At 39.7% G+C, this 24,170-nt stretch carries 24 protein-coding genes and 2 pseudogenes; 21 read left to right on the plus strand and 5 right to left on the minus strand.

Annotated elements, in window-relative coordinates:
• Positions 1-266 precede the first annotated feature (266 nt).
• Both ACZ43M_RS01855 and ACZ43M_RS01860 read left to right on the plus strand, forming a co-directional pair.
• Positions 267-1,274: a DUF3231 family protein gene (locus ACZ43M_RS01855; RefSeq protein WP_464505795.1), complete on the plus strand. Its 1,008-nt coding sequence runs from the start codon at positions 267-269 to the stop codon at positions 1,272-1,274.
• Between the two features lie 67 nt (positions 1,275-1,341).
• Positions 1,342-1,503: pseudogene (locus ACZ43M_RS01860) on the plus strand (ribose-5-phosphate isomerase A); the annotation flags it as partial.
• Positions 1,504-1,544: 41 nt separating this feature from the next.
• On the opposite strand, the pseudogene ACZ43M_RS01865 reads toward ACZ43M_RS01860, so the two are convergent.
• Positions 1,545-1,883, minus strand: a pseudogene (locus ACZ43M_RS01865) (oxidoreductase); the annotation flags it as partial.
• 117 nt (positions 1,884-2,000) lie between these two features.
• Between ACZ43M_RS01865 and ACZ43M_RS01870 the strand changes: the two are divergent.
• The gene (locus tag ACZ43M_RS01870; RefSeq protein WP_464505796.1) at positions 2,001-2,366 is read left to right on the plus strand and encodes a winged helix-turn-helix transcriptional regulator; all 366 of its coding nucleotides are present in this window, start codon (positions 2,001-2,003) and stop codon (positions 2,364-2,366) included.
• A gap of 61 nt (positions 2,367-2,427) precedes the next feature.
• Here the strand turns inward: ACZ43M_RS01870 and ACZ43M_RS01875 are convergent, their stop codons facing one another.
• From ACZ43M_RS01875 to ACZ43M_RS01890, 4 genes are all read right to left on the minus strand, one after another.
• The gene (locus tag ACZ43M_RS01875; protein WP_464505797.1) at positions 2,428-3,519 is read right to left on the minus strand and encodes a Ger(x)C family spore germination protein; all 1,092 of its coding nucleotides are present in this window, start codon (positions 3,517-3,519) and stop codon (positions 2,428-2,430) included.
• Positions 3,516-4,637, minus strand: a complete 1,122-nt coding sequence (locus tag ACZ43M_RS01880; RefSeq protein WP_464505798.1) for a GerAB/ArcD/ProY family transporter — start codon at positions 4,635-4,637, stop codon at positions 3,516-3,518. The genes ACZ43M_RS01875 and ACZ43M_RS01880 overlap by 4 nt, the downstream gene beginning before the upstream one ends.
• Positions 4,638-4,644: 7 nt before the next feature.
• Positions 4,645-6,126, minus strand: a complete 1,482-nt coding sequence (locus ACZ43M_RS01885) for a spore germination protein (RefSeq protein WP_464505799.1) — start codon at positions 6,124-6,126, stop codon at positions 4,645-4,647.
• Positions 6,127-6,662: 536 nt separating this feature from the next.
• Positions 6,663-7,052, minus strand: coding sequence for a winged helix-turn-helix transcriptional regulator (locus ACZ43M_RS01890; protein ID WP_031537027.1), 390 nt, complete (start codon positions 7,050-7,052; stop codon positions 6,663-6,665).
• A gap of 148 nt (positions 7,053-7,200) precedes the next feature.
• Here ACZ43M_RS01890 and ACZ43M_RS01895 point away from each other — a divergent pair, with 148 nt between their 5' ends.
• The 18 genes from ACZ43M_RS01895 (at position 7,201) to ACZ43M_RS01980 (ending at position 24,170) form a co-directional block, all read left to right on the plus strand.
• Complete coding sequence (locus tag ACZ43M_RS01895) at positions 7,201-7,719, plus strand: DJ-1/PfpI family protein (protein ID WP_464505800.1); 519 nt, start codon at positions 7,201-7,203, stop codon at positions 7,717-7,719.
• Between the two features lie 371 nt (positions 7,720-8,090).
• Positions 8,091-8,375, plus strand: coding sequence for a putative quinol monooxygenase (locus ACZ43M_RS01900; RefSeq protein WP_464505801.1), 285 nt, complete (start codon positions 8,091-8,093; stop codon positions 8,373-8,375).
• Between the two features lie 234 nt (positions 8,376-8,609).
• On the plus strand, positions 8,610-8,957 hold the full coding sequence (locus tag ACZ43M_RS01905; protein ID WP_464505802.1) for an ArsR/SmtB family transcription factor: 348 nt from the start codon (positions 8,610-8,612) through the stop codon (positions 8,955-8,957).
• An 11-nt stretch (positions 8,958-8,968) separates the two neighbouring features.
• Complete coding sequence (locus ACZ43M_RS01910; protein WP_464505803.1) at positions 8,969-9,934, plus strand: TIGR03571 family LLM class oxidoreductase; 966 nt, start codon at positions 8,969-8,971, stop codon at positions 9,932-9,934.
• Between the two features lie 37 nt (positions 9,935-9,971).
• Positions 9,972-10,994 carry an LLM class flavin-dependent oxidoreductase gene (locus ACZ43M_RS01915; RefSeq protein ID WP_464505804.1) on the plus strand — a complete coding sequence of 341 codons (1,023 nt, stop codon included), beginning with the start codon at positions 9,972-9,974 and terminating at the stop codon, positions 10,992-10,994.
• Positions 10,995-11,053: 59 nt separating this feature from the next.
• Positions 11,054-11,566, plus strand: coding sequence for a type 1 glutamine amidotransferase domain-containing protein (locus ACZ43M_RS01920; protein WP_464505805.1), 513 nt, complete (start codon positions 11,054-11,056; stop codon positions 11,564-11,566).
• 93 nt (positions 11,567-11,659) lie between these two features.
• Positions 11,660-12,376, plus strand: coding sequence for an SDR family oxidoreductase (locus tag ACZ43M_RS01925; RefSeq protein WP_464505806.1), 717 nt, complete (start codon positions 11,660-11,662; stop codon positions 12,374-12,376).
• A gap of 174 nt (positions 12,377-12,550) precedes the next feature.
• Positions 12,551-13,450 carry an aldo/keto reductase gene (locus ACZ43M_RS01930; RefSeq protein ID WP_464505807.1) on the plus strand — a complete coding sequence of 300 codons (900 nt, stop codon included), beginning with the start codon at positions 12,551-12,553 and terminating at the stop codon, positions 13,448-13,450.
• A 195-nt stretch (positions 13,451-13,645) separates the two neighbouring features.
• A complete protein-coding gene (locus ACZ43M_RS01935; RefSeq protein WP_464505808.1) occupies positions 13,646-14,017 on the plus strand; it encodes a DUF956 family protein in 372 nt (123 codons plus the stop codon).
• Positions 14,018-14,334: 317 nt separating this feature from the next.
• Positions 14,335-15,306: a mannose/fructose/sorbose PTS transporter subunit IIA gene (locus ACZ43M_RS01940; RefSeq protein WP_464505809.1), complete on the plus strand. Its 972-nt coding sequence runs from the start codon at positions 14,335-14,337 to the stop codon at positions 15,304-15,306.
• A gap of 27 nt (positions 15,307-15,333) precedes the next feature.
• Positions 15,334-16,140, plus strand: a complete 807-nt coding sequence (locus tag ACZ43M_RS01945; protein WP_464505810.1) for a PTS mannose/fructose/sorbose transporter subunit IIC — start codon at positions 15,334-15,336, stop codon at positions 16,138-16,140.
• Between the two features lie 19 nt (positions 16,141-16,159).
• Positions 16,160-17,071 carry a PTS system mannose/fructose/sorbose family transporter subunit IID gene (locus ACZ43M_RS01950; RefSeq protein ID WP_464505811.1) on the plus strand — a complete coding sequence of 304 codons (912 nt, stop codon included), beginning with the start codon at positions 16,160-16,162 and terminating at the stop codon, positions 17,069-17,071.
• A gap of 133 nt (positions 17,072-17,204) precedes the next feature.
• Positions 17,205-18,221, plus strand: a complete 1,017-nt coding sequence (locus ACZ43M_RS01955) for an oxidoreductase (protein WP_464505812.1) — start codon at positions 17,205-17,207, stop codon at positions 18,219-18,221.
• Positions 18,222-18,401: 180 nt separating this feature from the next.
• Positions 18,402-19,979 (plus strand): spore germination protein, encoded by a 1,578-nt coding sequence (locus ACZ43M_RS01960; protein ID WP_464505813.1) that lies wholly within the window; start codon positions 18,402-18,404, stop codon positions 19,977-19,979.
• Positions 19,972-20,190: a hypothetical protein gene (locus ACZ43M_RS01965; RefSeq protein WP_464505814.1), complete on the plus strand. Its 219-nt coding sequence runs from the start codon at positions 19,972-19,974 to the stop codon at positions 20,188-20,190. Before ACZ43M_RS01960 ends, ACZ43M_RS01965 begins: the two co-directional genes overlap by 8 nt.
• A 111-nt stretch (positions 20,191-20,301) precedes the next feature.
• Entirely contained in the window at positions 20,302-21,510 is a 1,209-nt protein-coding gene (locus tag ACZ43M_RS01970) for a Ger(x)C family spore germination protein (protein WP_464505815.1), read from the plus strand.
• A gap of 133 nt (positions 21,511-21,643) precedes the next feature.
• On the plus strand, positions 21,644-22,480 hold the full coding sequence (gene ypfJ, locus ACZ43M_RS01975) for a KPN_02809 family neutral zinc metallopeptidase (protein ID WP_464505816.1): 837 nt from the start codon (positions 21,644-21,646) through the stop codon (positions 22,478-22,480).
• Positions 22,481-23,228: 748 nt separating this feature from the next.
• Positions 23,229-24,170 carry an AAA family ATPase gene (locus ACZ43M_RS01980; RefSeq protein WP_464507918.1) on the plus strand — a complete coding sequence of 314 codons (942 nt, stop codon included), beginning with the start codon at positions 23,229-23,231 and terminating at the stop codon, positions 24,168-24,170.

The following is a 24,170-nucleotide window of genomic DNA, read 5'->3' on the forward strand; positions in this document are numbered from 1 at the left end:
TAAAATGATAGAAAATTTATTTGGAGTATGCTTTTTAGAAAAGTTAAATAGGGAATCTCAAACGGTATGAATTCCCTATTTAACTTCTGCTTCTATTTCTATGCATCTTCATATCAAGAAATATGTTTAACTTTTTCAATCATATAAGATTCCCTGATAAACATGAGTAAGAAAACGATAATATATTTATCTTCCCAGGAACATTTAACAAATAAAATTAATGTAAATGGTTATCCTAATCTGTAATTGCTAGGAGGGATGATAAAATGGAACAAGTTAATCACCATACTAAAATTAATGCATCAGAACATGCCGTCATTTGGTCACAATATGTTAATGACAGTATGTCACGATGTATTCTTCGCTATTTGTTACATGATGTAAAGGATGAAGATATTCGCGACTTACTGGAATTTGCCTTAGAATTATCAGAAACTCATTTAGAAAAAACGAAGCAATTCTTATCCTTAGAAAATCTTCCAATTCCTATAGGCTTTACAGACGAAGATGTCACAGCAGACGCTCCTAGTTTATTTACTGATACATTTAAGATTGTTTATTTACATATTATGACAATTCACGGTTTGACGAGATATGCCGGTGCCACTAGTGTTTGTATACGAGAGGATGTCAGAAAATACTTTATTGAATGTACTTCGCAATCATTAGAACTATATGATAGGGTAACTAGTGTTTCCTTAAATAAGGGGATTATTAACAAACCTCCTACTTTAAACAATCAACAAAAGATTGAATTTGTTAGGAAGCAAAATTATTTAACTGGTTGGTTCGGGAAACGTAGACCTATTAACGCAATTGAAATCAGTGGTGTGCATCTTAATATGCAGAAAACAATGGTGAAAATGGTATTGGAGTTAGGATTCAGTCAAGTTTGTCAATCTAAAGAAATACGAGATTATATGGAACGTGCTCGTAAGCTTTGTATTAAACACTTTGATATTCTATGTTCAATGTTAAAAGAGGAGAATCTTCATGTTCCAAAGTTATTTGAAACAGAAGTAACAGATTCAACAGTTCCACCCTTTTCAGATAAACTTATGCTATTTCATATAGCGACACTGCTTTCTGCAGCAATTGGTTATTATAGTGAGGCATTATCGATGGGACAAAGAAGAGACTTAACGGCAGATTACGCACGAATGAATACCGAAATTGCTTTAATTGCTGAAGAAGGTTTAAATCTATTAATAGAAAAGGGATGGATGGAACAACCTCCCTCTGCCACTGATCACGAAAGTTTGGCAAAGAATTAGATCAATGTTAAGGTGTGCTTTTATGAAAAAGAAAGGACCTAGTTAGGATTGGTGTCAAAATGGGAACTGTATTTTTGGCTGCAAAATTTCTAAGATCGCTCAACCTGAAAGGTTAGAACGAATGCTTAACATGATACCGGGAGTAGTTGGAAATGGGTTATTTTTTGGCATGACTGACTTAGTTATCACTCTGGATCTAGAAAAAAATGTTGTCATGTTAAGAAAGTAATTTCCTGTAGAGAGAGAGACTTTGGGTCCCTCTCTATTGTTTTAGTAAAACTTTACTATGATTCTACCTCTTGCTTTTCCTTTTAAAATAGTAGATAAGGTTTCAGGTAATTCTTCTAGTGTAATTTCTTTATTCAGAGTTTCAGAAAGAGTAGAGGATTTTAAATCGGTTGCTATTCGATTCTAAGGTCTTGTCTAACATCCATTGGACAATAAACAGAATCAATTCCGAGAAGGTTTATGCCACGTAAAATAAAGGGAAATACAGTGGTTGGAACGCTTCCTCCACCAGTTAAGCCACTCACCACAACAGAACCATTGTATTTTACTTAAGATGGATGCAAGTGTCTCTCTCCCTACTGGAATAACCGCCGCAGCCCAAAATACATATTCACTGCTAATATATAATGTATGGAAGGATACTACAAGTACAGACTTTTATTTTATATAGTGAAAAAAGTATACTGTAGGTTATAATAAACATGGAGGTGATGTGAAATGTCGCGAATGCAGGATAGGATGTTTAATTGTGAAAAAGAATTAACTCTTTCCGTTATCGGTGGTAAATGGAAGATGCTTATACTATGGCATCTAGGAAAAGAGGGAACAAAGCGATTTGGTGAATTGAAAGCTCTTATGCCAGGGATCACGCAGAGAATGCTAGTTAATCAATTGCGAGAACTGGAAGAAGACTTGATTGTAAAACGCGAAGTCTATCCTGTGGTTCCTCCAAAAGTAGAATACTCCCTTACAGAACAAGGAAGAAGCTTGATGCCGATTCTCGATGCTATGTATAACTGGGGAAAAGATTATATGGAATCTGCTGGGTTGAATCCTTTAGTAAGACAAGAGTCGATTAGGTAAATTTTAACTGGTAATCTAAGGTTGACTCCAGTCAAGGGGGTCAACCTCTTTTCGTGATAATTTAATAATTATTTTTAGTATTTTGTAATGCCTCAAAATAAAGCTGATAATTAACTTTTATTTTCATTTTTCCCCAAGCGGCTAACCATACCTCTTCGCTGATGGGTTTGGAAAAGGGGCTAAGGGTATGTGTCCCGATTTGAAGAGGATCCACCTTCAGCTCTTGCATTTTTTTTATGAGGTTTGTAGTTCTCATTTCTAATTCAGTTTCAATTTCCTTATGAAGCTGCTTCAGTTCATTTCCGTTGAGGATATTTTTATTACCTTGATATTCCTCAATTCTTCCATTTAATTGCACGTTTATTGTAACTAGGGAAAGATTTTTATCTAAATCCACATTTACTCTTGAGCGTAGGTGTCCAATAACCACATCTAATTTGGGTATTGGAAAAAACTTCAAATAGTGATCGTTGTCAAGAAGTTGAAATATTTGATCTTCGGTACTTGTGACCGTTTCTATTAATTTATCATTGCTGAAAAAAGCAGTCCCCTCGTAAGTAAAGTTATCTTTCGCTACTTTGAAAACAGGAAGAACGGGATCTGAAAATGGTGAAAACAGCTTATTTTTATATTCATGCAAATTGACAATGGTCATTTCACCTTGTTTTTTCCTTTCATAGTGTCTTAGCATCCGATACAGGTAATAATCAAGGTTTTTTTGCTTCTTTGCTTGTCTGTTAATATATTCGTCAAAATTACCTTTAACGATTACTAAATACATCCGTTGCGAAATATCATAGTCTGTCAATAGCGTGTTAATCAACTGAATAATCCCTTGTTTCGCTAATTCCTCATGAATTAAAAACATACGGAGTTGTCCAACCTTCAATTCACGATAATATCTTAAATTAAAGTCTTTTCCTCCCTGTTTAAGGAGATCAACTTCTAGTGTTAATAAGCTTTTTGGCTCATTTACTAATGGCGGGACTAATGTACTCATTTTTATTTTTCCTTTTTGGCCTTTACTAATTGACCAAAAAGTGACAGGGGCAATATCTTCAATTGTGTTGTTCTCAACAAATGGGGCACATCCTGGAATCATGACTAATGAAACAAAGATTCCCCAAACTAAAAGCATTTTCTTTCGTCTCATGCTTTTACACGCCCTTTTAGCTTTGTCAATAGGAGCAAGAATGTTGGGACCATAAAGTAAGTTATTCCACTTAACCAAATTTGAATATTCAGGAGAATATTCTGTTCTGTTTCAATGGACCAAATCCAATTATTTACAATCACAAAGCAGAGAAATAACATAATACAAGTGACAGTAAAACCCATACGTGAAGGTTGGGTACTTGTTTTTTTTAGGATGATTCTTGTAGCCCCATATATACATAACAAGAAAATTGATATAGCAAACACCAATAAAAACATATGTAGTGAAATCAGGATAATATCCAGTCGTTCAAACATGGGAGATTGTAAGTATCGAATCATATGTATAATAGGGTATTTACTTTTACTTAAATAATTTGAACCGAAAAAGAACAAACTCGCAATAAACAATAGCAAATACTCTGAAGTAGAAAGAGCATTCGCATAGGTTAAATATTTACGCATTTTTTGTTGTGGTTTGATCCAAGGAATTAAACAGATTAAATACTCTGGTCCTGAATATGAAGACCAAATGAGTAACAATCCCTTCCATGAATCAGTTGTCCAATTTGTTGGTATCAAGGGATACAAATCATGTAATGCAGCGATTGGTGGAATAAAAAAGGGATAATATAAAAAAATAATCCAAAAAACACATAAAAAAACAATTACCACAAACCGTATGGTATTCTTCATTCCTAGTGAAGCAACATAGGAGCTCGTAAGAAGAATCAAAAAAATAATCCAATTTAAATTCATTGATGGGAAAATAAAATCATGAATGACTTCTAAGTATCCGAGTGTGATCACCGTTATTTTGATTAGTATCAATATAAGGCCTATAAAAGTTAATAGCCTTACCATTCGAACACCAAAAAGCTCTACAAAGCCTTGATATCCCTTTTTAGCATAATTTGATTCTAGCCATTTGCATAACAGCCTTATATTGAGTTGGGAAAAGATTGCCATTGCAACAATGCCCCAAATCATAAACGGGTGTAATAAGTAGGTAGGCATTAAAAAAAATAGGTAAAGCATTTGGAAACGGTTGACGATGAAAAAGACATAGATTCCGTCCATTTTAGATGATTTATCAAATAAGGAAAATGTGGTCAACTTTGAATCACATCCTTCGTTTGTATCTCCATTTCTGTAAAGGGTGTAAATGATCTGGACGGGATTTCATGTTTGTTAAAGGCCCTCTAATAAAGAGATCGATCCAGTCCTTCCAGTAAAATGGAGCGATTGGTGAAAAATAGGGTTGTTTTAAGAAAGTAAGACCATTTAGATGTGCCAAAATAACAACAGCTCCCATGGCAATGCCAAAAACACCAAAAAAGGATGAAAGGAGTAGAAAACCAAATTGAATGAGTGTATTTGCCTTCGTCATCAAATAGTTTGGTACTAAAAATGAGGAGATGGTTGAAATACAAACTAATACAATTAATACTTTGCTCGCAAAACCCGCTTGAACCGCTGCTTGACCGATAACTATACCACCAATCACCCCTAAGGTTTGACTTGATTTGGTGGGCATCCGTAAACTCGCTTCTTTTATGATTTCAAGAATAGTTAACATCAGTAATGCTTCCCAAAATGGTGTAAAAGGTAGTTTACTTCTAGATTCCACTAAAACAAATAGTATTTGTAAGGGAATCATTTGATAATGGTGGGTTGATAGTGCAACATAAAATGGTATCAGTGTGACGGACAGAAAAAAGCTTAAATATCGAATAGCTCTTAAAAAACTTGCAACCGGCCAACGATTAATATAATCCTCAGGTGATTGGAAAAGGTGAAAAAAGGTGATTGGTGCAATTAATACAAACGGTGTGTTCTCTACCAAGATAGTTAATTTACCGAGCCCTAAGGAATAAGCACAAACATCTGGGCGGTCAGTTTGCTGGAATTGTGGAAAAATACTGTGTTGATGTTCCTCCATAAATGCCGCTACCTGGGATGAATCGAAAAATAAATCAAAGTTAATTTCAGAGATTTTCTTTCTTGCTATTGATATAAATTCAGGATTGGTTAACCCGTCTATGTACATTAGGACAACCGTTGTTTCACTTAATGAACCTACTTTATATTTCTCTGTTTTTAATTCAGTAATAGGAAGTCTTCTGCGTATGAGGGTGATATTTGGTTCTAATTGTTCAGTGAAACTATCTTTTGCACCGTATAAAATTGTTTCAGTTTCAGAGGTTTCAATCCCCCTACTTAATTCGTTAGGAAGAGGAATGACCAACCATTGTTCTTGGATACAATCATTCAGAAGTACAGCACCGGTGAGGAGTAATTTCTGTGCCTCTTCAAGTAATTGGATCTTCATTACTTTAGGTGTGGCTATGCTTTCGTAAATCATGGCATGTGGACATTGGATAACAGGCTCTATTATCGATTCATTCAAACGATCCTGGTCAATTAAGGTTCTTAAATAGATTAAGACAACTTTTTGATCGTTAAGTGTAGTGCGTTCGATTATCTCTACATCGTCCATATTGTCTAAAACCTGTTTTAGAGAGTCTAGTGATATCTTCCTTTGCACAGGTTGTTGTGTGTCACTATTATCATTAGCAACTCTTATACCCTTTTTCCAAAACATAAACATCCCTCACTGATATAAACTGCCATTTGTTCACTTTAGAAAAAGTGTAATGGTAATTCTTCCTTTTAGTATGAAAAAGAAAAGATTATTCTATCCTAATAAAATAAGGTAGGGGAAACGAAATAAATTTTAAAGTATAGTTTTCTTCACTGAGGCGGTTTCCTTTGTGTGCTTGGCAGCGCCTCGCTCTAATGGGTGGAAGTCCCTAACATGCCGTTGTGGCGGAAATGTATAGCTGACAGGTGTGCGAGTATTGTGAGATTTCGTGCAGAGACCTGAAGGCAAATCTCGGAACAGGTGGCTGTAACCATGTTGGATGGGGTTACCTATAAGAAGCTGGAGAAAAATAAGAAAGCTCCACAGGGAGCTCAGAAAGAGGAATTGGGAGGGTGAACTACCTCATCTTTCAATGACAAGATGGAAAAATCCGATGACCCGCACGTACGGTTCTGTGAGAGGCGCATGAAATTTTTCATGCGCCTACTCTATTCTAATAGGTTTTGTAAAGCAACATTGTAAATGTAAGCTTATGCTTAATTGTTTAATTCCGAAATATCCATTTCTTTTATGATTTCTGCTATCCGATTTTTTCCCCATTCATACATCATTTCAACGATAGGAAGTAAAGTCATCCCTAATTCAGTCATGGAATATTCCACTTTCGGTGGAACTTCTGGATAAACCTCGCGATGAACTATTCCATCTTCCATCAGTTCTCTTAATTGATTCGTTAATATTTTATGAGATATTTTTGGAAAAAGCCTTTGGAGATCACTGAATCGATGTGGTCCTTCTACCCCCAAGTGCCATAAAATAACAATTTTCCATTTACCACTTATAATTGATAAGGTAAGTTCTTTTTCACAATTATAATCCCCATTTATGATCTTTTCTTTAACTTCATCTCTAAATGTATCTGGCATAAATTCTTACCTCCTTATTTGTATCAATTGTAACCTGTCGGTAACCTCCTTACAAAAAAGTGCATTCTTCACAGTGAAGAAAACAAGCAGTAGAATGAAATGGTCGTCTTACCGGCAAATCTTTTTCATTAATGAGGAGGAACTACAAATGAGAAAAAAAGCACTTTTAATTATACCACCAGAACGTTTCAATGAAGACGAATTATTTCAACCCAAAGCGGAATTGGAAAGCAACGGAATTGATGTGACAATTGCAAGTACAAAAACAGGTGAAATCATAGGGGATTATGAAGGTAGAGCAACTGCTGAGGTCATTTTCTCAGACGTTTTTGCTTCTGACTATGATGTTGTATCTGTTATTGGTGGATCTGGTACGAACGATCATCTATGGGGAAATAAAGAATTACAAGACTACTTGAAACAAGCGCATACGAATAAAGTTCTTGTAACAGGAATTTGTGCAGGTGCGGTTACTGTAGCTAAAACAGGTTTACTTACTGGAAGAGAAGCAACTTGCTATCCTGTAGATGTACAAAAAGACCAATTAAAAGCGAATAAAGTAACATATGTTGAAAAACATGTTGTTGCTCATGATGATATTATCACTGGTGATGGTCCGGATGGCGCTAAAGAATTTGGAGAAGCTTTAGTAAAAGCATTAAGCTAATTCTACATTTCCGCCCTGAATTTTCATATAATCGAAATCCTACGGAATAAATTCCGTAGGATTTTGGCTATCCAAATGTAAGAAAAATACACCAAAAATTAACCCTGATTCAATATGAACCGTGTTACGATATTTATATAGTTTCACTAGGTGGTCTTTTAGTTGAATATCAATCAAATTCAATCGAAAACAAGCCTCAACTTTTTGGTCATACTAAAAAAGTTAAGAGTAAACAGTTAAAAGTTTTCTTAATTGAAGCGGATAAGAGATTAAAAAGGGTATATTTTTTACACGATGCTGGGAGGACATTAACTCCACTGCCACCAACTTTTAAAAGAAAGACAAACTACTCATTATTAAGGGGGATGAAAATGGAGCATATTGTAATTACTGCTGTATTAAAACCAAAAGAAGGCCTGCAGGGGCAACTATTATCAGAACTCAAAAAGGTACAATCGGCTTCAAGGGAAGAGGCGGGTTGTATAAACTATGACTTGCACCAATCTGAAGACCAAACTTTTGTTTTATATGAAGTGTGGAAGGATGAGGAAGCACTGGAACACCATATTCAGTCGGCTCATTATCAGGAATACAGGAACAATATTGCAGACCTTGTATCAACTAGAGAAGTGTATAAGCTAAAAATAATGGAATAAGTTCCAAAAGATGGAGTGGCGGAACCGTCGGAAAAACCTGTAATATGCAGGTTTTTTAGTTGTCTTTTTTAAGATGGGAGCTTTTCGCCGTATCTCCTTCGAAACAAATCGTTTGATTTGGACAGACCAGATGGCTAATATATTAATATCGCGAATTACCGATTTGGCGTGATGCTTTCAGATCATCTATCCAGCTTCCATTGGGATAGTGATAATCGATATAGAAAGAGGCAAATGACATTGAAGCAGGAATTGGAACGCTTAAATGATGAACAAGCCGTTGAAATTTTTAAGGCATTGTCGAACCAGACAAGGGTGAGCATTCTTCAAATGTTAAAAGATCCTTGCAGCCATTTTTCACCGCAGGCCCATATTATTGCTGATGAAGGATTTGAAGGCGGGGTTTGCGTAGGGGATATCCGAAGCAAGGCCGGGATTTCGCAATCCACTACTTCACAGTATTTATCGATTCTGCTGCAAAGCGGACTGGTTGAAATGAAGAGAATCGGACAATGGACGTATTATCGCCGTAATGAGGAGACGATTAAAAAGTTCGAAAAATACATTGGTACAAAAATTTAAGGAGAATTGAAGTGAGTTTATTACAGCATCGAGCATTTAACAGGTTGTACCAACAGGATAAAATGACGCTTGGTTTCGCGATTCCGACGGCAAGGATGTCCAAATATCCGATTATGGAAAATCAGCTGTCGCTTGCCCGCAAAATTGAAGACCATGGTTTCGCGGCATTGTGGCTTCGGGACGTTACGATTCAGAATTTGAATATTGATGATAATGGTCAAATGTATGATGTATGGATTTATTTGACCTATCTTGCGGCCCATACCAAGGATATTGCACTTGGAACGGCGAGTGTGGTCCTCCCTCTGCGCCATCCTGTCCGAGTGGCAAAGGAAGCATCATCTATTGACCGGTTGTTTCCCGAACGCCTGATCATGGGAGTTGCTTCAGGAGACCGGGATAAAGATTTCACAGCTTTGGGAATATCCAAGCTCGAAAGTGGAGGGCTGTTTAAAAAGAATTATACATTCCTTGAACGGGTGTTAAAGGAGGACAATCCGACAATCAACAGCGATTTAGGCATCATCGATGGAACGGATATGAGAATGATCCCCAAACCTTTTTCTTCGATTCCGACCATGGTGACAGGATTCAGCAATCAATCAATTGAATGGATCGCCCAGAATGGGGACGGCTGGATCCAGTACCCGAGGATTATCCCACAACAAACTCAATTGATTAACGAGTATCGCGAGTTGTCGGAAATTCACTCCCCAGGAGTGTTTAAACCTTTCACTCAGACTCTATTTATCGATTTATCGGAAAATCCCGATTCATTTCCTGTTCCGATTCCGTTAGGATTTCGTGTAGGGCGCAGACAGTTATTAGAAATTCTATATCAATTTCAATCCATTGGTGTCAATCACCTAGCATTTGTATTGTATTTTTCAAAGCGCCCTCCCGAGGAAGTCATCCAGGAGCTTGGAGAGTTTGTGTTGCCTTACTTTCCGACTCATGAAATTCCAGTATTAGGTTAGTTTTTAAAAAAATTAGATAAGGGAAGAAGATGAACTTATGTCTAAACATGGAAATAAACTAAACGAAATTCCATTCTCGGTGCTTGATCTTTCACCGATAACAGCCGGAAGTACTCCTGCTGACTCTTTCCGCCATACATTGGAACTCGCACAGCTTGCTGAAAAACTTGGTTACAACCGTTTTTGGCTCGCAGAACATCATAATATGCCGTTTATCGCCAGTTCCGCCACTTCTGTGGTGATGTCCCATGTGGCAGCCGGTACATCAAAAATCAGGATTGGTTCAGGAGGAATCATGCTGCCGAATCACGCACCGCTCGTCATCGCTGAGCAGTTTGGGACTCTTGAATCATTATATCCTGGGCGAATTGACCTTGGTCTGGGGCGGGCACCCGGTACAGATCAGGGGACCGCTCGTGCATTGAGACGCGACTTGGGAAGTACCGGAGATGACTTTCCTGAGCAATTAGCGGAACTCCGCGGTTACTTCGATCCATCCCTGGCACAAGGGAACCCTATAAAAGCGATTCCAGGTGAAGGTTTGAATATTCCAGTCTGGCTACTGGGTTCAAGCGGCTTCAGTGCGCAGTTGGCCGGAGAACGGGGTTTGCCATTCGCGTTTGCCGCCCATTTCTCGCCACTTAACACTCTGGGTGCTCTACAGATCTATCGTAAGGCGTTTAAGCCTTCGAATGTTCTCGATAAGCCGTATGCGATGGTGGCATTGAATATCATTACAGCAGAAACGGATAAAGAGGCAAAGCGCCTTTTTACAACAATACAGCAGCAATTTTTGAATCTGATGAGTGGCAACCTTACACCGCTTCAACCACCGGTAGATGACATATCCGAAGTGGCCAGCAGCTACCAATTAAAGGCTCTCGAGCAGCAATTAGGCTCATCGATTGTTGGGAGCCAGCAGACTGTAAAGGACAAGCTGCATACATTTTTGGAGGAGAGCCAGGCAGATGAACTCATGGCCATTGCCCAAGTTTACGAGCACAAAGCGCGCCTGCATTCATACGAGCTTCTGGCAGAAATTACAAAAAGCGAAAGGTAAAAAGGATAAATGTGAATAATACCAACAATGCTTTTACAATTAGAAGGGGGCTTATTATAATGAGCAAAAAAATCGCTACACTAATAACAGACTTATTTGAAGATGTAGAATTCACAGGACCAGCACAAGCATTTAAAGATGCTGGTCATCAAGTGATCACAATCGACATACAGGCTGGAAAAGAAATTACTGGTAAAAAAGGTGAAGCGGTAAAAATAGATAAAGGAATTGGGGAAGTTAATCCTCAAGACTTTGATGCTTTATTAATCCCTGGCGGCTTCTCTCCCGATTTATTACGTGAAGACGACCGTTTTGGTGAATTCGCAAAAGCATTTATACAAGAAGGTAAACCTGTTTTTGCCATTTGCCATGGCCCACAAGTATTAATTGATACAGACCTATTAAAAGGCGTCGATATAACAGGTTTCAAATCAATAAGGAATGATCTCAAAAATGCAGGTGCTAACTACAAAGATGAAGAAGTTGTGGTAAGCAATAATATTGTAACAAGCCGTTTTCCGGATGACATTCCTGCCTTTAATCGTGAATCCTTAAAATTATTAGCTGAATAATAGCGTAAGTACTCAATAGTATAAGTTTTAGAAATTAATATTTCACAATGAGTTTCAATACAAAAAAGGTTTTAATAAGAAAGGGGTTTTACTATGTCATTAAATGGTAAACGAGTAGTAGTTCTAGGAGGGACTTCTGGTATTGGTTTAGCTACTGCCAAAGCGTTTCTCGATCAATCAGCTAAAGTGATCATTGCCAGCCGTTCTGTTTCCAAATTAAATGAAGCAAAACAAGTTCTTGGTGGCAATGTAGAAGGAAATGAAATCGATTTTCGAAGCGAAGAAAAAGTAGCAGAATTTTTCAGCAAGGTTGGAAAATTTGACCACCTTGTGGTAACAGCAGGAGAAGGCGCAATGGGGCACTTTAGCGAATTGCCTGTGGCAAGTGCTAAAGAGGCGTTTGATAGTAAGTTCTGGGGGCAATATATTACCGTCCGTTCAGCACTTCCATATTTAAACAATGAGAGCTCAATCACCTTAACTTCTGGTGTATATGGCGTTCGTCCTCCTCAAGGCGCTACTACGTTAGCGGCAATCAATTCAGCCATTGAAGGATTGGTTCGAGGACTTTCCGTAGACCTAGCCCCTATTAGGGTAAACGTGGTTTCACCTGGAATTGTAGACACTCCAATCTATGCTGGAATGTCAGATGATCAGAGGCAAGCACTGTTCAACGGCATTGCACAACAGCTCCCTGTTGGACGGATTGCGAAGCCGGAAGACATAGCTGAAACCTATGTATACCTTGCTAAAAATGGTTTTACTACTGGTACGGCTGTTCTTATTGATGGTGGAGCCCGCCTAGTATAATGGCCTAAATGGATGTTGAACGGAAGCTTATCATCCTGCCAAGCAGCGGTTCTAACTAAAATAGAAATAAGTTAAGAATTAAGTAATTTACTGGTGGCAATACTGCAAAAGAGTATTGCCGCCTTTTTTGTTATTAGGTACATAAAAAGATACAAAAGGAAGTGGTGATTTTTAATGAGTGTACAGGACGAAAATAAATTAACAAAAATAAGAAATTCCCTTGAAAGTCGTGTAGTTACATTACCTGATGGAACTTCTATGCCAAGAATAGGACAAGGAACTTGGTACATGGGAGAAAATCCTCAAATGAGAGAAAGGGAAATCAAAGCTTTACAACTCGGAATAGAATTAGGCATGAAACTTATAGATACGGCGGAAATGTATGGTGATGGCGATTCTGAACGCTTAGTAGGTGAAGCAATTAAAGGACGTAGAGATGACGTCTTTTTAGTATCAAAGGTGTATCCTCATCATGCAGGATTAGATATGATTGCCAAAGCGTGTGAAAACAGTCTAAAAAGGCTGGGAACCTATCATCTTGATTTGTACCTTTTACACTGGCGAGGACGTGTCCCATTAGCAGAAACCATTGAGGGAATGGAAAAGCTACGCATGGAAGGGAAAATAGTAAGGTGGGGAGTCTCCAATTTTGATACCGATGATATGAAAGAGTTATGGAACAACACTAACGGAAAAAATTGTATGATTAATCAAGTATTATATCATCTTGGTTCAAGGGGTATAGAGTATGATCTCTTACCATGGCAGCGAGAACATCACATGCCTATTATGGCATATAGCCCACTAGCTCAAGGAGGTTCTTTAAGAAGACAACTGTTAACGGATCCAACCATTTTACAGATTGCAGAAAAATACGCTGTACAACCCTTGCAAATCGCTCTTGCTTGGACAATCCGTTCTAACAATTGTCTAGCTATTCCAAAAGCTGTTCAAGAAGAACATGTACTAGGAAATGCGGAAGCTGCTATTATTGAATTAACAAAAGAGGATTTAAATAGACTTGATGAAGTATTCCCGCAACCGACTAGAAAAATGCCTTTGGACATTTTATAGAAATTTTGAGGATTGACAAGAGAGAAGGGATTGAATGTGTACGTCTTCTCATGAGTTGAGCAAACTTGTGGGAAGCTTCTTTTTCATTTCTGGGGTAACATTGTGATAAACGTTCTTGAAATTGTCCCAAGTCTTTTTTGCTTAAAGTAAAAAAATGCGTATAATAATGTTATTAAAAGAAATGGAGTACATCAAATGGTACAATCACTCAATACAAAAGTTGATTTAGTTATAGATGCAACCTCCCATATGGGAATTGCTGAATATGGTAAAATCATGATTGGAGACAATGGATTTGAATTCTTCAATAGTCGTGATGTTCGAAAGTTTGTTCAAATCCCTTGGGAAGAAGTGGATTACGTAATCGCTTCTGTCATGTTCAAAGGGAAATGGATCCCCCGTTATGCTATCCGAACTAAGCGAAATGGGACGTATACATTTTCTTCTAAAGATCCAAAAAAAGTTTTGCGTGTTATTCGTGAATACGTTGACCCGAAGCATATGGTCCAATCATTAAGTTTCGTTGATGTTATCAAACGCAGCTTAAAGGGTAAAAATAAAAAATAATTTAAATTAAAATTTTCCCTTGTAAAAAGAATATTTAGTGTGTTATACTCTCTTTCGGAAGCTCAATAAGTGATACAGCAAACATAGACCTTTAACACTTACAGGTGTTTGCACAATAAATTAAAATAGCCATTATTTTTACGTGTTACTGATTCGATCAGGCATGAGTGAAAAGTAATGATTAATATGAAGAATTAGGGGCAATCTATACCCAAATCTTCATATAATCGACTTTTTGCTCATGCCTTTTTTATTGTTGTTAAAACTGTAATCGCTTTAGGATGAGCTGAAAAATACTAATAATAGGAGGTAAGAAGATGGTAGGAATTATCATTGCTAGTCACGGTGAATTTGCCACTGGTATCTTGCAATCTGGAGAGATGATCTTTGGAAAACAGGAAAATGTAAAAGCTGTTACATTGATGCCGAGCGAAGGACCTGATGATGTAAAGGCAAAAATGCAAGAAGCAATTGCCTCTTTCGAAAACCAAGACGAAGTATTATTCTTAGTCGATCTTTGGGGTGGCACTCCATTCAACCAAGCGAACAGCTTGTTTGAAGGACACGAAGACAAATGGGCAATCGTTGCTGGTATGAACTTGCCGATGTTAATTGAAGCTTTTGCAGCCCGCTTTTCAATGAACACAGCACATGAAATTGCCGCCCAAATTCTGGGCACAGCTAAAGAAGGAGTTAAAGTAAAACCTGAAGAATTAGAACCGGCAGTAACAGCCGCACCTTCTACTCAACCAACAAGAAATGCAGGTGCCCCTGGTAAATTTGAATACGTGTTAGCACGTATCGACTCTCGTTTACTTCACGGACAGGTAGCGACTGCTTGGACAAAAACTACACAGCCAACACGTATCATCGTTGTATCTGATGCAGTAGCTAAGGATGATCTTCGTAAGAAATTGATCCAACAAGCTGCTCCTCCAGGGGTGAAGGCACACGTTGTTCCGATCAGTAAAATGATTGAACTTGCAAAAGATGATCAGCACTTCGGCGGCCAGCGCGCGTTGCTTCTGTTCGAAAATCCGCAAGATGCGCTTAGAGCGGTTGAGGGTGGCGTTCCACTTAAGACAATCAACGTTGGTTCGATGGCGCACTCACCTGGTAAAGTTCAACCAAATAAAGTGTTGGCCTTTAGCCAAGCTGATATTGATACTTTTAAAAAGTTAAAAGAACTTGGGTTGAACTTTGATGTACGTAAAGTTCCGAACGATTCAAAAGGTGATATGGCCGAAATTATCAAGAAGGCTCAAGAAGAGTTAAACAAACAAAAATAAATCCAGAGAAAACGGAGGATTAATAACATGGATTTGAATGTGATTCAAATAATATTAGTCTTTATCGTAGCATTTTTAGCTGGTATGGAAGGAATTTTGGATGAATTCCAATTCCACCAACCACTTGTTGCATGTACGTTAATTGGCTTAGTTACAGGAAATTTAGTACCATGTCTTATCTTAGGTGGTACTCTTCAACTGATCGCGTTAGGTTGGGCAAACATTGGAGCAGCCGTAGCACCGGATGCTGCGTTAGCCTCAGTTGCATCTGCCATTATTTTAGTTTTAGGTGGACAAGGTAAAGAAGGCGTGGCTTCTGCCATTGCGATCGCTGTTCCACTTGCAGTTGCTGGTCTTTTATTAACAATCATCGTTCGTACACTTGCAACAGCCATCGTACACTTTATGGATGCTGCAGCTCAAGAGGGAAATATCAGAAAAGTTGAATTCTGGCAAATCGTTGCTATCTGTATGCAAGGGTTACGTATTGCCATTCCTGCTGTATTAATTTTAGCTATTGGTGCAGGTCCGGTTAGAGAATTACTCACATCTATGCCAACTTGGTTGACAGAAGGTTTAGCAATCGGTGGGGGAATGGTCGTAGCTGTTGGTTATGCAATGGTTATTAACATGATGGCTACAAAAGAAGTATGGCCATTCTTCGTAATTGGTTTTGTATTAGCATGTATTTCACAAATCACCCTTATCGGTCTAGGTGCTATCGGTGTGGCTCTTGCACTTATCTATTTAGCGCTTTCTAAACAAGGCGGTTCAGGTAATGGCGGAAACGGTAATACCGGTGATCCACTAGGCGACATAATTGATAATTACTAAGAAGGAGGAGGACGAAAAGATGGAACAAGGTTTGAGATTATCAAGAAAAGATCGTATTTCTGTTTGGTGGCGTTCCACTTTCATTCAAGGTTCTTGGAACTATGAACGTATGCAAAACGGCGGCTGGGCATATACAATGATTCCCGCCATCAAAAAATTATATAAATCAAAAGAAGATCGTGCTGCAGCACTAAAACGTCACTTAGAGTTCTTTAATACTCACCCATATGTAGCTTCACCAATTATTGGTGTAACTTTAGCGCTTGAAGAAGAACGTGCAAATGGTAAGCCGGTTGACGATACAGCCATTCAAGGGGTTAAAGTCGGGATGATGGGACCTTTAGCAGGTATCGGGGATCCCGTTTTCTGGTTTACGGTTAGACCGATTCTTGGTGCATTAGGCGCTTCTCTTGCTTTAACCGGTAACATCCTTGGACCGATTATTTTCTTCGTACTATGGAACCTCATTCGTATGGGCTTCACATGGTATACACAAGAATTTGGTTACAAAGCTGGTTCTAAAATTACCGAAGACATATCTGGCGGATTACTCCAAGATATTACAAAGGGTGCATCCATCTTGGGTATGTTCATCCTTGGTTCATTAGTAAACCGATGGGTATCAGTAAGATTTACGCCAGTTGTATCCGAAGTTAAACTTTCCAAAGGTGCTTATATAGAGTGGGATAAGTTACCTGCCGGGGCGGAAGGAATTAAAACAGCATTACAACAGCAAGCTAGTGGTCTTTCATTAGAACCTGTTAAAGTAACAACGTTACAAGGCAACTTGGACAGCTTAATTCCTGGTTTTGCTGGATTGCTGTTAACCCTTCTTAGCATGTGGCTGCTTAAGAAGAAAGTTTCCCCAATCATTTTGATTCTAGGATTGTTCGTGGTTGGTGTCGTATTCCACTTAATCAACCTAATGTAATAAAATAAAATAACGCAGCACCTCCTGATATGATAAACTTATCAATTTAAGGAGGTGCTTTTCCTATACATATGTAAAAAGCACAGGGATTAACAGAAGATACTAAATAAAAATAGTGTAGGGGGCTTGCAATATGCTTACTATTGGATATATAGGAAATGGAAAAAGCACGAACAGATATCATCTGCCATTTGTACTTCAAAGAGAGAATATAAAGGTTAAAACCATTTATCAAAGAAATCCTAAGCGTGAAAGCTGGGATCGGATACCGGGAGTTACGTATACTTCTGATTTAGATGAACTATTAAATGACAAGGACATACAACTCATAGTGGTTTGCACACGACATGACAGTCATTATGAATACGCAAAATCAGTATTAGAACACAATAAGCACTGTTTGGTTGAAAAGCCTTTTATGGAAACCTCAGAGCAGGCAAGGGATATATTCGCACTGGCAAAAGAGAAAGGATTACTTATCCAGCCATATCAAAACCGACGTTTTGATAGTGACTTTTTAACCGTTCAAAAGGTCATCGAAGAAGGGAAACTGGGGGACTTGCTGGAAGTGGAAATGCATTATGACTATTTCCGTCCTGAAGTTCCAGAATCTGTTCATTCTTTTGATCCTGCCGGTTCATTTTTATATGGACATGGCACACATACGCTGGATCAGGTTATCAGCTATTTTGGCAAGCCGGATCATATCCATTATGATGTAAGGCAATTATTAGGGCAAGGAAGAATGAATGATTATTTCGATTTAGATTTATATTATGGAGAGTTAAAGGTATCTGTTAAATCGAGTTATTTTAGACTTAAAGAAAGACCAAGCTTCGTCGTTTATGGCAAAAAGGGATGCTTTGTGAAAGAAACCAAAGATCGTCAAGAAGAGCATTTAAAGTTATTTTACATGCCTGATAACAAAGATTTTGGTATCGATACAATCAATCATTACGGAGTACTAACATATATGGATGAAGAAGGTACAATCCATGAAGAAAAAGTGAAATCCGTAAATGGTGATTATGGAAGAGTATATGATGATTTATATGAAGCCATTATCAATGGCAAAGATAAAACCATAACAGACGAACAAACAGTGCTGCAAATGGAAATACTCGAAACCGGAGTTAAAAACTTAAAGTGAGATTTATCAAAGGTCTTTCATCTTAAATGGGTGGAAGGCCTTTTTTGCGACAAATACTTTGCCAATAGGAAAGGTGGATGCCTCATAACGGTATCCATCTTTATTTTTGTGTATGTGAAAGATTTACCTATCCATACTAAGATTATTGTACGTTATCAGTGACCAGAAAGGAGCGATCTTATGCCATTTTGGAAAAAAAGGAAACCGAAAGAATTACGATCATCTATCGAGATCGAGTCTTGCCCATTAACTAAATGGCTGGACGATAATCTTCTGGCTATCCAAAACGTTTTTGCGAAGGATACTGACTTTTCATCAAGAAGATTCCATATTGGCGGAAGAATTTCCGCTGCGGTTATCTTTATCAGCAGTTTGGCTGATAAGGAGGTAGTTAATCGGGATATCATTCATCCCTTGCAGGTATTGATTATGCCTGACACTCACTCAGGTCTGGAGTGGCTTCTTGAAGAGGTTCTGTATGATTGCAGCTGCCAGACCGCAACTGAAAGAAAGCCGGTGTTGGATGCGCTCCTGCAGGGAAAAACCGTGTTGTTGGTTGATGGAGAAGAACAAGCCGTTATTTTGGACACATTCAAACCTGAAAAGCGGGGGATTCAACAGCCGGAAACAGAACGGGTGGTACGAGGTCCAAGAGATGGGTTTATTGAGCAAATACATACTAATATTTCACTGCTAAGATACCGGCTTCCCGTACCTGAATTTCGAGTGGAGGCGATGGAAGCAGGCTGGAAAACAAAAACAAAGCTGGCGATCTGTTATTTGGAGAATGTCGCTAATTCAGAATTGGTGGAAGAGGTTAAGCGGCGAATCAGTGATATTGAAATTGACCGGGTTCTTGATGCCGGTTATGTGGAGCAATTTATTGAGGATAATCCGAGGTCTCCGTTTCCGCAAGTACAAAGTACGGAACGTCCCGATAAAGCCTTCGGAAATATCTTGGAGGGCAGGGTGGCGATTCTAGTGGGGGGCTCCCCTTACGCCTTAATTGTCCCCTCCGTTTTTAATCAGTTCTATCATACAAGTGAAGATTACAATGAACGTTTTATGATTACCTCGATCATTCGGATGATTCGGTTCCTTTCATTAATCTTCTCCTTAACTTTTTCCTCTTTTTATATCACGGTATTGTCGTATCATCCGGAAATGATTCCAGCAAAATTTGTAGTGGCCGCGTCAAGCGGACGGGCAGGAGTTCCATTTCCGGTTGTGATAGAGGTCTTCCTTATGGAAGTGGCAATGGAGATTTTAAGAGAGGCAACGGTCCGGATGCCGCAGCAGGTAGGGGGTGCTTTATCGATTGTTGGTGTTCTGGTCATCGGCCAGGCTGCGGTAATGGCAGGGTTTGTAAGTCCCATTACAGTGGTCATTATCGCCATGTCGACAATCGGCTCCTTTGCGACTCCATCTTACAATGCAGCGACATCCTTTCGAATGCTGCGATTTCCGTTAATTATTCTATCTGGGGCTTTTGGGTTGTTGGGGCTTGCCACAGGGCTGATCTTTGTTATTAACCATATGCTGTCGTTACGCTCATTTGGAGTGCCATACATGTCGCCTGTCGCACCCGGCAATTATCAAGGATTCAAGGATTCAGTCATACGGGCACCTTTGCGCTGGTTGACAGACCGTCCTGCCCAACTGCACCCTCTAGAGAGCAGAAGGGTTGAGCCAGGTGTAAAAAATGGTCCAACAAATGCCCTTCAAAGTAAAAAGAGGTGGAGGAGTGACGATGAATAAAGATAGGGAACTCGTAACACCCATACAACTGGCCATGATTGTTGTGAGTACAAATCTTGGGGTAGCAATGTTGGCCCTTCCCCGATTTGTTGTTAGAGGTGCCGGGTTGGGCGCCCCTTTTGCAAGTTTGATAGGAGTTATAATTGGGTTTATCGGATTATTGGCTGTTGTCTTTTTGCATAATCGCATTGTTACCCGAAGATATTTATGAAATGTACAATTACATATTGTCTGTCACATTTGGGGGTCTCTTTTTAACGATCTTGTATCCAGTTGCTCTTTTGGCAGTGGCAATGGTACGAAAAAAAGGAGGAGCATCTTTATGAAAAAGGAAGGCCTATTGGTCTTGATTCTGGGATTCTCGTTTCTCCTGACAGGCTGCTGGGATCGGTACGAGTTGGAGGACCGCGCCAATATATTGGGACTTGCTGTTGACCTGGCAGATAGTAAGGACTTAAAAGATGAACCGCAAGTGTCTCATCTGCTTGGACAGTTTCCATTAGAAAAAAGAGAAACGCTATTTAAGGTGACAGCCCAAGTGGCGGTCCCAGGAAAAATCAAATTGGGACCTGAAGGCAGCGGCGGGGAAGGTTCAGATAAGAATGCTTGGATTCTTAAAACCTATGGTCACACCATGAAGGATGCGATGGCCAATTTGCAGCAGCAGCTGGCTGAAAAGCTCTACTTGGGGCATTTGCAAATTGTTGTAGTATCTGAAGAGATTGCCAAAAATGGTTTATCGGAGATAAATGATTTCCTAAGGCGAGATTATGAAGTCAGAAGAACAGCCTGGATGGTGGTCAACGATCACGACGCCAGTAAAGTAATTCAAACAGCCCCTCCGCTTGAGACGGTGCCATCCCTCTATTTAGCAGATACCTTAAATCATGCAGTTCGATTTGGGAAACTTCCTAGAGAGTATCTGGGAAAGTTTTGGATTGATATATCAGATAAAGGAATCAATGCTATTCTGCCTGCAGTTAAGGTGATTGAGGACGACCGTATCTTGGTGGATGGACTGGCCTTTTTCCGAAATCAAAAGATGGTAGGAAGAACTACCCCGATTGAAGTTGGCATGTATATGGGCATGAAAAAAGATAATGGCGGCGGTTACCCGCTGGCTGTCTCTTTGGAAGGTGAATCAGGTGTCTATATTGTGAAAGCGGAAAAAAGGAAATCTGATATTAAGGTCAATTTGAAAAATGGAAAACCAAAGGCGGACATTTATGTGAAAGTAAAAGCAGTCATTGACGAAGAGGTCAGCGCCAATCATTTAGGCGCTAATAAACTTGAGCAAATTGAGCAAGCCGCAAATCAAAAACGGGAGGAACTCAGCCGGGAACTGATTAAAAAATTTCAGAAAGAAGGCTCTGATGTATTGGGATTGGGAGCGAGAATCCGTGCCAAGTATGGTACGTACTGGGATGAAGAAGTGAAAACCGAAAAGAAGTGGTCTGAAATTTATAAAGGAATGGATATTAAGGTGACAGTAAAGCACAAAATTAGGCGTTCAGGGATGGAGTGGAATTAAATAATGGGCCGCCTTTTGAAATAGTGGGGCAGCCATTATTTTTTGCATTTTCTTTAAATCCCAGTATTGTGGGTAATCCACACTAGAAATGGTAATTGTAAAAATACGCTTATAGAAAGGGAGGTAAGGAAAAATGAAATGGAAAGGCAGACGGCAAAGTGCAAATGTTGAAGACCGAAGAGGCATGGGGATGGGTGGCAAAACGGCAGTTGGCGGCGGAATTGGCGGCCTTATAATTGTCCTGCTCTTTACCCTCCTCGGTGGCAATCCTGATGACGTTGTTAATTACCCGCCACCGGAACAGGGTACAGGTACAAATACAGCCTACGAGGAATCGGCGCAGGAACGCGAGCTGGCGGACTTTGTCTCCGTTGTTCTTGCCGATACAGAGGACGTGTGGTCGGAGGAATTCAAAAAGCGCGGGCTGAATTACGAAAATCCAAAGCTCGTTTTATACAGCGGCAGTGTTCAGTCTGCATGCGGTTCCGCCAGTTCTGCAGTAGGGCCGTTTTATTGTCCTGGTGACCACAAGCTTTATATTGACTTAAGTTTTTATGAGGAACTTAAACAACGATTCCAGGCCCCTGGTGACTTCGCGATGGCCTATGTTCTTGCCCATGAGGTAGGCCACCATGTCCAAACCATCTTAAATTTAGGAGGCCAGGCTTCAGGTGCTGAAAAGCGGTCTAATGATTACTCCGTCAGGTTCGAATTGCAAGCTGACTATCTGGCCGGTGTTTGGGCTAATCATGTACAGGGGAAGGGTTATCTGGAAAAGGGAGACTTGGAAGAAGCGCTAAATGCAGCCAAAGCTGTCGGTGACGACAACATTCAGAAAAAAGCCCAGGGCTATGTGGTTCCTGATAGTTTCACACATGGAACCTCGGAACAGCGAAAACGCTGGTTTAACAAAGGATTTGAAAACGGGACGATTGAAGGCGGGGATACATTTAAAGCGTCGAACCTATAACGAAGGACTGCCCAAGTAAAACGTCAATTTGCACAGGAAAATGTAAACCATATTGTAATACTATAAAATGCGGCGCAAAATTGTAAGGCTAAGGACATTAAAAAACAGTATAAATAGTAAGGGTTCATTCCCTTGCTAGAGGGTTGGAACCATTTCCCCCGTCTTCGTAGCAGTTTTTGTGTAGGTTTGAATTTCATAAGCGGAGAATTTCCGGCTAATGTATATTGGGGAAGCTAAAGAGGCGAAAATAGACGGAGAATTTCCGGCTAACTACCCTTTATAAGACAAAATCCAAGGATTTTGATAATATAAGCGGAAAAACTTCCCCTATTTTAAGGGAAATATGGGTATTTCCCAACTTAACCGGAATTCTTCCGTTTATTTTTTACCCTGTTCAAATCAACGCCAAAATTCAGTAGCAGCCTAAACTTAATTTTTCTGTATATGCGTTTTGTAAGTAAAAATGTAGTGTATATTGGTGCAGTACAGTCGCTATTGAGACTTCCAACCCGCAATTTTGTCATTCATGCCCCCAATAAAAGACAAATCTCCGCACCCCACTCATGATATTGTCCTTCATCCAACACCCCCTACAACTAACGAAACTCTCCCCCTATTCGCCTCGTCTAATATTTGAACTTTCTATGTCTTTGTTACAGGAATTTTTCTGGAATTAATCGAATAGATAAGTAGAATGGAAAAAACGCAGTAACCCCTATGAGGAGGAATAACCTTGGCACAAGAACAAATGAATCCTGTTATAGATCAAATCCTCGCCAATATTGAAAAAGTCATGATTGGAAAACGGAACGTCGCGGAACTCAGTCTCGTTGCCCTGCTTGCCGGCGGTCACGTGCTGCTTGAGGATGTCCCAGGTGTCGGAAAAACGATGATGGTCCGCGCCCTTGCCAAATCGGTTAATGCCAAATTCCGCCGAATCCAGTTTACACCGGACCTATTACCTTCCGATGTAACCGGTGTGTCCATCTACAATCCAAAGGAGATGGAATTCCAATTTCGTCCCGGGCCGCTGATGGGGAACATTATCCTAGCCGATGAAATAAACCGGACCTCGCCGAAAACGCAATCGGCACTGCTTGAAGGGATGGAGGAAGCGAGCGTTACCATCGATGGTGTGACTCACAAACTGAGCAGGCCATTTTTCGTCATGGCGACACAAAACCCGATTGAGTATGAGGGTACATATCCACTGCCGGAGGCTCAGCTTGACCGCTTCCTGCTAAAAATGAAAATGGGTTATCCGGATCTCCAGGAAGAAATAGAAGTCCTAAACCGGGCGCAAAAGGTTCCGCCAATTGAGGACCTGCAGCCAGTTATCGACACTGAAGGCCTAATCGGACTGCAGCAGGAAGTGAAAGAAGTATTTGTTGATGATACGATTAAGCGCTATATTGTGGACATCGTCAACCGCACTAGAGGACATAGCAGTGTTTATCTTGGCGCGAGCCCACGGGGTTCTATTGCCTTGATGAAATCGGCTCAAGCTTATGCATATTTGTTTGGACGCGACTATGTGCTGCCAGACGACGTACAATACTTGGCGCCGTATGTCTTGTCGCACCGAATTATCCTAAAATCGGAAGCGAAATTTGAGGGGATCTCGGCCGAAGAAGTGGTGAACCGCGTTGTGGGCAGAGTTCCTGTTCCGGTTCGAAGGCTTGTGAAGTAA

It is taken from the genome of Neobacillus sp. B24 (assembly GCF_055381825.1).